An 11458-nucleotide genomic window follows, 5' to 3' on the forward strand; every position below is an offset into this window, starting at 1 on the left:
TGCCAAGCTTAGATTAAATGTCGGCACTTGCCAGTGCAGCTTGCATGTTTTCATAGCCCAGTTTGCGATAGGCATCGAAGTGTTGTTCATCGTAAAACTGGTTGGCGGTGCTGTCGTTTGGAAATGTTGGGTCGAGTTTAGCAAAAGCCTGCACTTGCGCACTGCTGTTGGCAGTGAGTAGTGATTTGACGAACACTAAGGTGCCGGTACGCCCTGATGCATAGTGAATTTTTCCAGTTGCGTGGCAGGCATTATGGAGCCCGTTTTCAGCCAGTGTGAGCGCTGAAGTATCAATGCTGATTTGGCAGTTGAAGTCTGCTTCTGCGCGCTGGATTAACAGGCCAAGGTCGGCAAGGCTTGTGGTTGGGTCTGCCCCGGCATCGCCTGCGATAATTAACGGCACTTCTCGTCGCAACAGTTCGTAAACGCCCAAGTTTTCGAAGTGGCCGCCGTCTGTTAAATGCAAATTCTGGTATTGCTCGCCAAGGCCGGCGCCGAACATTTCACGGGCGATTAGCCAGTAAGGCATGCGTTGCCAGCGATTCACCGGCGCGCGCGGTGCCCGCACCCAGTAGCCCAAGCGAAAATTAAGCAGCGCCATTAAAAAGCTGAGGCTGCTATTGGCGGTTTGCGCGGTACCTGGGTCTACGGCCGCACCGGAGGTGGTCATGGCTTCCCCCAGAGTTAACCGGCCATATTGGAATTGCGCTGTGGGTGCAAAGCCTGTGGCGGGCGCGCCGCAATAAAGTGGCGACAAAGTAAAGCTTGCCCCGAGCCTTGCACGCCAAAGAGAAGCCGGCGAGTTACGGGTGCTAAGGGTGGTGTTTATGAGCGGCAGCGGCGCGCCTGTGCCGGGTGTGAGTGAGGCAAGCAGTGTGTCGTTTTGCTGCGCGGGTACGGCACGTATGGGGGCGAAAAATGCGTTGCACAGCTGCGCCAAATAGTAACTGTGCATAGAGGTGCGGTTGATCGACGCCCATGCCAGCAACACCAGTGCCACGCCAAGCCACAGATGAAAGAGGCGCGTATCGGCAAAGCCTATATGAAACACGCAGTGATAGGCCGCTGCCGCCAGGCCGTAGAGCAATAGCGTAAGCCCAAGCAGTGCCAAGCGTGGGCGGCTTTTCGACCGCCACAGGGTTGCCAACCCGCCCAAAAAGGGCAGGGCGTAATTCAGGTGTGTGGTCCAGTCGCCCAGTGCTTCTGATTCCGCAGCGGCAACCAAGGCATCGCCCAGTTGGGCCGCTATGGGCAGTGAACCAACAAGACCCGCCACCAGGCTAAAGCCCAGCAGCTGCCCTTGGCGGCGGCGTGCGCGAAAACTGTGATGGCGTGTGTGCTGCCGCCACAGCGCCATGGTCGGAATGCTTAATAGAAAAAGGCCCAAGCTTGCGGCTGAAAGCCAAAGCGCAATTAAATAGCCTGCGTGGCCTTCGATGTTTTCCGCACCGGGTAAATGCCAATGGCCTGGCCAGCTAATGCTTGTGTGAGGGAGGCCCGCAAGCCAAACAATAGCGAGCAATAGCGGTACCACAATGAGTAAATTAAATAGGGTACTGGCAAGCAGACCTGAGGCCAGTGTGATGCTGGATACGGATTTTCCATCGATTAAAAACTTGCCGTGTGCGCGCAGCCAATCAAGTACGGAATCGTTACCGGCCGGTTGTGAAAATAGGGTTTCGTTGTTGGCATCTGAGGCAAAATGTTTCAGCCACTGAAAACAGGCGCCGATATAACCACCGCCTGAAACGCTGGAAAGGTAGTCTACCTCGCGCAGCTTTCCTGATGCTTGCAGTGCTTGTAAAACGCCCAGGTGAAAACAAGCAGAGCGAATGCCGCCGCCGGAAAAAGCAAGCCCAAGCACGGGCTTGCTTGCGTCTACGCCGGCTTTAGACCGGCGCTCTGCAAGCCAGCCTTGTTCGGCGGCTTGTACCTGTTCGAAGGTGCTTGTCTCGGCCATTAGCGATAGCTCGCAAGGCAGGTGTTGCCAGGTACGAACTGGTAGCCTTCAGGGTTATCGCGGTGCACTTTCAAATACTCGATCAATGCCATGCGTTGTTCGTGGCTAAGTACCGGGCCAATGACACCTTTGGGCAACGGGTTGGCTTTGTAGTCTGCTTTGTAGGCAGCCCACTGCTGTTTGGAGGCACTAAAGCCGTGGCCGGTATTGTGGTTGCCGGTGATGCTGGTATCAAACCACATGCCGTCTGTTTCACGCCCGGAGGCTGGGCTTGTTACATAACCCAGATGCACGGGATCGTAATCGCGCCGGCCTACAAAAAAGCGTTTATCGCGCTCTTCAGGCGGTGTAAGCATTTGATAGATATTGGGTACAGAGCCGTTGTGCAGAAAGGGTGGTGTAGCCCATACGCCTGCAAGCGGGCGCGGTTTGTAACCGGCAATTTGCTGGGGTAAGTCCAGCGTGCCGAAACCTTCAAGGCACTGGATTTGTTCGTGGCTCAACTGGTTGTCTTCGTAGTAGCGCGCTTTAATAAGTAACCCCACAACGTTTAGCCCTACGCCTTCTGTGAGCGCCTTAGGGTCTAGCGCGTCGAGTTTTTTCGCCACTGCCGCCCGGCCGTAGTCTATATCCCACCAGAGTGCATTCACCTGGCACTGGGTGCTGCAGCCAAGCTGGCGGTAGGGTTGATAGTTGGCGTTGACTTTTTTGCTGGGCAAGTAATTGCTTGCTTGCAATGCGCTGCGAATGGCCTCGAAGGGCGCATCGTGAAAATCGTTGAGCGCAAGTTGGTCTGGGTCTGGGTAGTTAGCCGCCAGCTGGGCAAAGGGCGAATCTACAATGCCTGCCTGTTCATCGGCCTCTGCCAGTGCTTCCAGGCGTGCCAAAACATCGCGTGCCAGTTGTTTATCAAACAGTGGCGTCAGCACGGCTTTAATGGTGGCCCGATCAATTCCTGCCGGGGTGAGATCGTAGGTTTTATCCAAAAATCCGCGCGCGGCGTTCGGGTCTGTGCCTATGTGATCCAGATCAATTACTTCAATTAGCCATTGATCTTCGGTTGTGGTTTTCAGCGGTGCCTCTGCGCGCATACGCGCGGCAGTGGCGCGGTGCGGACCGTGGCATTCTACGCAGTGGTTTTCAAACAAGGCTTTGCCCTGTGCAGCCAGAGCTGCATCTGGCTCGCCAAAAATTTCTGCGGGCCACTCGGGCTCTTGCAGGGTTTGCAGCGTGTGTTCAATGCGCTCTATGTCTGGAATGCGCACAGAACTGCGAAAGCGTGCGTGTGCCGGCAGCGGGCCGCCTTCGGGGTTCATTAGGGGAATAACCGCACCTACGCCCAGTGCTTCGCCAATGTTGCGCGCCAGTGGCTGTGATACCGAGCCATTGTACTGCACCCAGTTAAATTTCCAGATGTTCCAAAGGTAGGGGTAGCTTACCGGGGCGTTGCCCACCTGCATGTTGGACTCAATCAAATGATCGCCAAACAAGGTGTTGGCAATGCGCCCGAGTGCATCGGTGCGTCCGTAGCCTTCGCGGGTGGGGTATAGATGTTTGAGCGGGTTGTTTTGTTTAATGCCCAAAAAGGCTTTAAGGGAATGGCCAAGCTGGGTTTTTAGTGCACCGCGATCACCACCATCGGCCAGTACCTTGTCGGCAAAGCGATCAAATTTTACAGGGTTTGCCCAGGTTTCCAGCAGTGCGGTGATTAAGGTGGGGCCAAAAGTGCCGCGGTTTAAATCGGTGAAGGCGTGCATGGCCTGGCCGCCGTCTACACGCACAGCGTAGTTCACGTCGCCTTTTTTGTAGTGCAGCTCTCCTGTGTGGCAGGCGGCGCAGGTGATGTCTAATACATCTTCACCCAAGTCTGTATTGAAGTGTTTAGTAAAGCCTACTGGCAGGTGATCAGGGTTGGCAGTGCTGGGCGCGGGATCTACCAAAAATTTAAACCGGCGCATATTGCCGGGCGCGGCAAAGCGCTCGGTAGATAGCGGCATTTCCAAATTTACAAACCAGCTGTAGCGCAGCGCGCCGAGATTAGCACCTTGCGGCACCGAGGTGCCCTGCGGGGTGTAGTAGTAGGTGTCTCGTGCGGTGCTATCCCAGTGTTGTTTTAAGTAGACGGTTTTATCGGTAACTTCTTCTGGCGGCTGTAGTGCTTTGGATGATTCCACAATATACACAAACGCCATGATGATAACGCCCGCCAGTGCAACAGCTATCCCGAGTAACCAACGCAGCCAGCGCAGGCCCGCTATTTTTTTTATCCAGCTTGTCATAGTGAGTTCCTTTTTGTTGGGGTGCCAGCGTGGCTACAGGGTTTTCAAATATTCAAGCAGTGCGTGCTTTTCTGCTTCAGTGAGTGCGGTGCCATACAGGTGCCCGGCGTTGCTGTTGGCGGGCAGGGTGGTATCAAAGGTGTGGGCCTGGTTTTCATCAAGCATGTTTGTGCTCAAGCCTACTTTGATAGGATCGAACTCCACTTTGCCCACGGGAAATTGCGCGGGCCTTGCGGCTGGCCCGCTGAGCATTGCGTGCAGTGTTGGCACTGAGCCGTTGTGTAAATAAGGCGCAGAAGACCAAATGCCAGACAGTGGGCGCGCCTTGTAGTAGTGGGGCGCGTGATACAGTGGCGCCTTTTCAACCTTGTGGTTGCTGAGTGCCGCCTGCCAGGTGGCGGCCAGCGGGTGGTGTAAAAGTGCACCCACGGCTGCGTGCGCAACCAGCTCAATGGTGGGCGCGGTTTCGCCAATCACATCACCGGCGGCAAAGAGTACTTTCTTGCCTTCAAAGGCACCGGTTTTTGCTGTTGCGCTGGTGAAGTTTTGCGCCATGGTTGGGTCTGTGCCAACCGCGGCAATATCCACAGCGGTACTTTTCAGAATGCGTTTCGGGTTGTTGCGATCAGATAGGGTGTGGCACTGTAAACACTCGCGTGCGTAAATACTTTCACCTTGGGCGGCCAGTGTTTTGTCTATTTTGCCCAGCACATTCTCTGGCCATTGGGGCGCGCTAAGTTGGTACCACTGATCTTGAATGGGGCCCAGATTTTCCATTTCGATGGTAGAAGGGTAGCCCAGGCCCGAGTGCTCGGCGCTCACGTTCAGGTGGCCGAACACCGCCAGTGCGGTGGTGGCATTTTGAATTAACGGGCCCGGGCCTGCATTGGGTGCCGAGGCATTCCACTGCACCAAATCCAGGTGCGAGGCATCCCACAATACGGGGTAGCTTACCGGCGCGTTCGGGTCGCGGCGGTTTTCGGGAATGTTGAGGAAATCTGCCGCCACGGCGTTGAAGATCTGGCCGAAGGCATCGAGGCGCCCATAGCCGTAGTGGCTTTGTGTGCGGTTGGTGTGTTGGCGTGCACGCAGGGTGCTGGCCCAGTTGCCCACCTCTGTGCGCAAGGCTTCAGGCTCTGCAGCTTGAAGGCGACTGGCAAAGCGCGCGAATTTTTCCGGGGTGCTTAGGGTTTCTTCCAGCGCTTCTATGGCCGCTTGCTCAAAGGCCTGGAAGTCTAACAGCGCTGCGCCGCCATCAATGTGGATGCGGGTGTTTTTATAAAATACCTGGCCCGAGTGGCAGGCCGAGCAGCCCAAGCCCAGCCATTGGTGGCCTTCGCGCTCGGGTGTGACGGTCAGTCCGATGGCGAGGTTGTTGGGGTTGGCCTCGCTGGCACCGGGCACGGCAAAGCCAAAGGCTTCAAGGTATTGTGGGTTGTTAAAGGGTGTGTTGCGCCCTGGCTGCTCAAGGGCCAAAAACCAGCTCTCGGGCATCACACGTGAACCGAAGGAGGTAAACCAGGCCTTGTTGCGGGTGGCGTCGTCCCAGTTTTGGTCTAGCAGTAACAAACCGCTGGGTGTGTGTGCATGGCGTTCAGCGGGCGAGTGGTCGCAGGCGGTGAGGCAGGTGGCGGCTATGGCCGCATAAAGGCCGAGCCTTCCCCAAGATATTCCGGTCACGGGATTTCCTTGTTATTTTTGTGGGAGTAATTTCCAGCGCGTTTTTTACCATATTTCGGCAGCTATTGCGTGCCTTACGGCCGGTTGCATGGCCGTTTGGCATTTCGCTGGCGGAATTAACTTGGCACAATAGCGCATAAGGCATGGGTGTCGTGAAAAGTCAAAGATGATTTATGCGACAATGGCGCCAGCTCGGGCGCCAGATGCCAACCGTTGCGATGACAATAACGACAAAAAGGTTGCCTTCATGAGCAAACTTCACGCGCTGTGTTTACTGCTTTGCCTTGTGTGCGGAGGCCGGGCAGAGGCCAATAGCGACTCGATACCGGTGCAGGCGAATATGCCGGTTGTAAAGCTTGCAGAGCACATGTCGCTCATGGAAGACCCAAGTGGCGAGCTGTCTTTAGCCCAGGTGATTGCAGGCGATACCCCGGGGTTTACCCGCTGGCATTCGCCGTCTGCAAATTTCGGGTTTACCGCCTCGGCCTACTGGGTGGCGCTCACCTTCGAGAATACCCAGGCGCGGCCCGCAGATTTGTTTATTCGCCAAGACTACCCCCTCATCGACTACCTGGATTTCTGGTATCAGGATGCCAATGGCAACTGGCGCAACCACGCTACAGGCGATCGGCGCCAGTTCAAAAGCCGGCCTGTGGGCGTACGCGATTTTGTATTCCCTTTGCAGGTGCCGGCACACGCAAAAATGCGCGTGTATTTCCGCTTCAAGTCAGATGGCCCCATCAACATCAGCTTGAGTGTGGCCGCGCCCGGCCCCGCGCTTACGCAGGTGGCCAGTGAGCAGCTGTTATTTGGCGCCTACTACGGCGGCTTTTTGGTGCTGGTTATTTATAACCTGATTTTATTCTTGGCCGTTAAAGATCGCGTATACGTGTTTTACATGGTGTATGTGGTGAGCTATGGCTTGTATATGTCTGTTCACAACGGTTTGTCGTTCCAGTATTTCTGGCCCAATAGCCCCTGGCTTGCCAATCAAAGCCTGCTGCTGTTGCTTGGTATTTCGCTGCTCTTTGGCTTGCAATTTTCCCGCGAGGTAAACGGCACCCAAAAGCTTGCGCCCAAAACCGACAGGGTTGCTGTGGTGCTGCAAATGGCCAGCGGCGTGTTGTTGCTGGTCACGCCCTTTCTTGCCTACCAGCAGCTGGTGCTGGCCTACTCGCTGCAAACCATTTTCGTGTGCAGTGTGATTTTGGTGTTGGGCACCTTGTGCTGGCTGCGCGGTTCTGTACCGGCGCGCTACTTCATGGCTGCCTGGCTGCTGTTTATGGTGTCGGTACTGGTGTACATGTTTAAACAGTTCGGATTGCTGCCGCACAATTTCTTTACCCAAAACAGCTTCCAGATGGGCTCGTTGCTGGAGATGGTGTTGCTGTCTTTGGCGCTGGGCGCGCGCGTAAATGAAATGCAAAAGCTCGGCTATTCCGATGCGCTCACAGGCCTGGCTAACCGTCGCCATTTTGACGAGCGTTTGCCAAAAGAGCTGGATCAGGCGCAGCGCGCCGGTGCGCCTTTGTCTTTGTTGGTATTAGATATTGATCTCTTCAAGCGCATTAACGATGCCCACGGCCACGCCAAGGGCGACCAGGTTATTGCCGCCGTTGGGCGCATACTGCGTAAGAATGTGCGCCGACCAAGCTTTGCCAGCCGCTATGGCGGTGAAGAGTTTGCGGTGCTTCTGCCCAATACGGCCATTGATCAGGCGCAAGTGCTGGCCGAGCGGTTGCGTAAGCTTGTGGAAACCGAGCGCCCAGGGGGCATGGCTATTACCGCAAGCCTCGGCGTTGCTTGCTGTGAAGATGGCCTGTTAACCGCACCGGGTGCGTTGTTTGAAGCAGCCGATACCGCACTTTATCAAGCAAAAGCCGACGGTCGAAATCAGGTGTGTTTGTACGAGGTGCCGGCAGCCAGCCGCCGGGTTGAAGAAGAGCCAGAGCGCAGTTAACAGCGGGCGTGATATTTACAGTTAGCTAACTGGTGCTTGGCGAGACTAAAAAGTGGCGGCAACTGCCGCCACCGGATGTGCGTTTTTTTACTTACCCTTTTTGCCGGGTGCGCTTTTGGCGGGCGCGGCCACTTTGCCGCTGGCTTTAGCGGGCTTTGTGGGCACTTTGGAAACAGCACTGGGAGCCGCTTTATTGCCACTCGGGGTTTTAGCCATTTCTTTCTCCTGGAAAGGATGAAGGCAGCCAAAGTCTCTTACTGTTGGCTATCGCTTCGGTTACCAACCAATTGTTGGCTCCTTAAATATATGCCCAATTTTGCGCCGCGCAAGAGGGTAAAAAAAATATATTTTCGCACAGCCCCTGCCCCTTCAACCGTACATTGAATGGCCAGCCTGCGCCCGGACAATGGGCTTTGGTGTTTGTGGTGGTGTTGGCCGTGTTTCTGAGTCGGCTGTTTGTTAGGGGCGATGGTCGTGTGCGCTGACTCAGGCCCGCGCCCTGTGTCTGGGCTTGGCTCCGAACCCGAAAGCTGAAGCCCGCTTAAACGCGATAGGTGAAACACAGTGTGGTTAATAGCTTGCAGCTACGCCGAGTTAAGGTACGTAACGCTTGTTTGAAAATGCGGGTGCTAAAGCTGTGGGTGCGCTGGTGCAATGGCCAGCTTTGATAGTTGCAAGTATTGGCTACTCGTAATAGGTACTTCTAGTGCTAGCTACTTGGGCGCCAAACTCAGGGCAAAGGATTCGCTGAGTTCAATCCAGGCGGCCAGTTGCTTTTCGGAATCTACCCCGGCTGCCGCTATGTACACCATGCCGCGCAATGGCTTGCCAGTGAAATCCATTTGCCGCACGTAAGGTACCTTAAGGCAATCTTCATAGCGCTCGGGGCCCACCCGCGCCATAAGCTCTTCGCCCACCACGCCGCAACACATGTTGCCGTTGAGCATCATGGCAAGGCCGCCAAACATTTGTTTCTCTTGATAGTTGTCGTGATGACCTAAATGCTTTCTTACGCGCGTGGCTAGCGCTTCGCTGTAGCTCATAATATTTCTTCCTCATGGGATGCGTGAGCCGCCCAGGGGTAATCCATTTGTCGGGCGGTAGCGGTGGCCAGCGGCGTTGAGCAATTGCTTGCCACCCAGTGCAGGCAGGCATCGATACCTGCGGCCACACCTGCGGTTGTAAAGGTATGGCCATGGTCAATAAAGCGGTGTTCTGGTTGAACGTTAACTTGGCTGAATTCGCGCGCCAGCTGCGCGGCATCTTCCCAATGTGTGGTTACGCTCAGGTTATCCAGCAAGCCTGCGCCTGCCAAAATAAAGGCGCCGTTACAGATGCTGGCTAAGGTGCTGATATGCGGGCGTTGGGCAATCAACCATGCGTTAAGTGCCGGGTTGTCGCGCTCGGCCTCCACTCGCCCACCGGGCACAATAAATACATCGAGTGCCGGGCAGTCTGCCAGTGAGGTGTCGGGTGTGATGTGAAGGCCTGCACGGCAGCGCACAGGCTCGCCGGATGCGCTTAGGGTGATCACCCGCAGTAGGCTAGACTTTGTTTGTTGTTCATGCAGTCGGTTGGCGGTGGTAAATACCTCCAGCGGGCCTGCAAAGTCTAACAGCTCTGCTTGGTCAAAAAGGTAAATGCCGATTGTTAGCATGGTGTCTTCGCATTTAATGCTGTTATTGCATTCATTTACGCTTTCTCATTGCGATGGTTTTCTCATTGTAACTTTGGCGCCACATTAAAAATGTATTCAAGATGGCGCAAGCAATGTTGTGTGGCAAATTCGGTTCTAACACTGGCAATGTGTAGTTGGCAGCTGGCCTGCGTTTACATGCAAAAATCAAAGAGGTATTAGGCAATGAGTGTGTCACGAAAAATGCTCGCGGCTAACAAGGCCTACGCGCCTAGAGCGCTTTTAGAGGGTGCGTGGTGATGTAAATTGCTACAGGTATACACACTGTTAACCTTTAACAAGCTGTATGCCTGCAATGAAAAGATACCTGTAAATGCCAGTGCCATTTTAGGCTTAGGTGTGGCATCTTTTAACGCATTTTCACCTTCTAGGATATTTTATTGCCTAGAATTTCACCACCCTGCCCGCGCGAAAAAAGGCTTTTATCTTTGCAGGGCTTTGCCCTAAATCTATTGGCTTATGCCAGCGCGCCTTTCGTGTAAATTTCACATTGCAGGGCTACACCCGGTTAATTGCTTGCTCTTTTACTGCATTTCTCCATTGCTTTGTAACGCTTTGTTACTTGCAGCTCAGTTATTGCATGTTTTTCTATAAAACTGCCTGCCTCTGGTGGGCGAATGTGTTGCTGGAATGCAAGCCAGCAAGCCCGCAAAACCCGAGGCATAAAAAAGTGGGCGGTGCCGATCGAAGGGCTAGAACCACCGGCACCGACGCCACACAACGCTTTCAGTTTAGCACATGATTGACGTTGCAAAGCTTGGCAGGCTGGCCGTGGTGTTAGTTAATTGCTTTTTCTCAGTCCAGCCTGAAAAAACGGCGATTGGGTTATAATGTCAGCGTTGTAAACTTGTGTGCCGGTTCACGGTAATAAATGAATGACGGCGGCACACTACTGGCGTCTAGAATTACGTCCATTTTTGGATGAGTAAGAGGTGTATAAATGCGATATCTAAGTAACGGTTTTCTTATAACACTATTGGCTACCTGTGGCCTGCTGGCTGCCTGTGGTGGCTCTTCGAGTGATGACGACAAGGCAACCTTGAACTTGGCAATAGTAGATGGCCCAGTGGATGCGGCCGATGCAGTGGTTATTGCATTTACAGAATTGGAACTGAAGCCTGCAAATGGTTCAAGTGTGGTGGTAACGCTTGATGAGGCGGCAACGTTAAATTTGCTGGATTATCAAGGTGAGGTGAGCGCGCCGCTGGTGAGCGATCTTGAATTGGATGCCGGCGAATACAATTGGGTGCGTTTAGGGGTAGACGCGGCTGCGTCTTACATTGAAATTGACGGCGCACAGTACCCGCTGGAAATCCCCAGTGCGGCACAAACCGGTTTGAAGTTGAACCGTGGTTTTACCCTGGCCGCCGGTGGCATTACCGATTTCACCATCGAGTTTGATTTGCGTAAATCGGTACACCAGGAAGGCACGGGTGATTACAAGCTGCGCCCAACGCTGCGCATGGTGAACAACCTTGAGGTGGGCACCGTGGTGGGTACGGTTAGCCGCGCGCTCATTGAAGACGTAGCCTGTGAAAACAACGGCGACAACAATGACATGGGCAATGTGGTGTATGTGTATCAGGGTGCAGATGTCACCCCGATGGATATTCAGGGTGCCGAAACTGACCCAATTACCTCTGCAACTGTCATGTACGAAGAAAGCAGCGACAGCTTTGTGTTCACCGTGGGCTTTTTGGCCGCCGGCGATTACACGCTGGCATTCACCTGTGATGGCCTGATTGACGACGCGCTAACTGCCGACGAAATTATGTTTGGTGCAACGGCCAATGCCGCTATTACCGCCAACGCGGCAACACCCATTGCGCTGCAATAGTTTTTTGTAAGCAGGCATTAAAGCGGGCTTTGCCCGCTTTTTTTAT

8 protein-coding genes are annotated in these 11458 nt (G+C 54.3%); 2 read left to right on the top strand and 6 right to left on the bottom strand.

What is annotated here, in order from left to right:
• Positions 1 to 13: 13 nt before the first annotated feature.
• The 3 genes from L1F30_RS01150 to L1F30_RS01160 are packed head-to-tail and all read right to left on the bottom strand — an operon-like array spanning position 14 to position 5919.
• On the bottom strand, positions 14 to 1960 hold the full coding sequence (locus L1F30_RS01150) for a patatin-like phospholipase family protein (protein ID WP_253358400.1): 1947 nt from the start codon (positions 1958 to 1960) through the stop codon (positions 14 to 16).
• Positions 1960 to 4239 carry a cytochrome c gene (locus L1F30_RS01155; RefSeq protein ID WP_253358401.1) on the bottom strand — a complete coding sequence of 760 codons (2280 nt, stop codon included), beginning with the start codon at positions 4237 to 4239 and terminating at the stop codon, positions 1960 to 1962. Before L1F30_RS01155 ends, L1F30_RS01150 begins: the two co-directional genes overlap by 1 nt.
• A gap of 33 nt (positions 4240 to 4272) precedes the next feature.
• Positions 4273 to 5919 (bottom strand): di-heme-cytochrome C peroxidase, encoded by a 1647-nt coding sequence (locus L1F30_RS01160; RefSeq protein ID WP_253358404.1) that lies wholly within the window; start codon positions 5917 to 5919, stop codon positions 4273 to 4275.
• 247 nt (positions 5920 to 6166) lie between these two features.
• Here L1F30_RS01160 and L1F30_RS01165 point away from each other — a divergent pair, with 247 nt between their 5' ends.
• The gene (locus L1F30_RS01165; RefSeq protein WP_253358407.1) at positions 6167 to 7879 is read left to right on the top strand and encodes a diguanylate cyclase; all 1713 of its coding nucleotides are present in this window, start codon (positions 6167 to 6169) and stop codon (positions 7877 to 7879) included.
• 87 nt (positions 7880 to 7966) lie between these two features.
• On the opposite strand, the gene L1F30_RS17520 is transcribed toward L1F30_RS01165, so the two are convergent.
• From L1F30_RS17520 to L1F30_RS01175, 3 genes are all read right to left on the bottom strand, one after another.
• Positions 7967 to 8095 carry a hypothetical protein gene (locus L1F30_RS17520; RefSeq protein WP_256476016.1) on the bottom strand — a complete coding sequence of 43 codons (129 nt, stop codon included), beginning with the start codon at positions 8093 to 8095 and terminating at the stop codon, positions 7967 to 7969.
• A 497-nt stretch (positions 8096 to 8592) separates the two neighbouring features.
• Entirely contained in the window at positions 8593 to 8922 is a 330-nt protein-coding gene (locus L1F30_RS01170) for a TfoX/Sxy family protein (RefSeq protein WP_253358409.1), read from the bottom strand.
• Positions 8919 to 9536 carry a GlxA family transcriptional regulator gene (locus L1F30_RS01175; protein WP_253358411.1) on the bottom strand — a complete coding sequence of 206 codons (618 nt, stop codon included), beginning with the start codon at positions 9534 to 9536 and terminating at the stop codon, positions 8919 to 8921. The genes L1F30_RS01170 and L1F30_RS01175 overlap by 4 nt, the downstream gene beginning before the upstream one ends.
• 979 nt (positions 9537 to 10515) lie before the next feature.
• Between L1F30_RS01175 and L1F30_RS01180 the strand changes: the two genes are divergently transcribed.
• Complete coding sequence (locus L1F30_RS01180; protein WP_253358413.1) at positions 10516 to 11412, top strand: DUF4382 domain-containing protein; 897 nt, start codon at positions 10516 to 10518, stop codon at positions 11410 to 11412.
• Positions 11413 to 11458 lie beyond the last annotated feature (46 nt).

Origin of the sequence: Simiduia sp. 21SJ11W-1 (assembly GCF_024138675.1) — a bacterium.
Taxonomy (GTDB): Bacteria; Pseudomonadota; Gammaproteobacteria; order Pseudomonadales; family Cellvibrionaceae; genus Simiduia.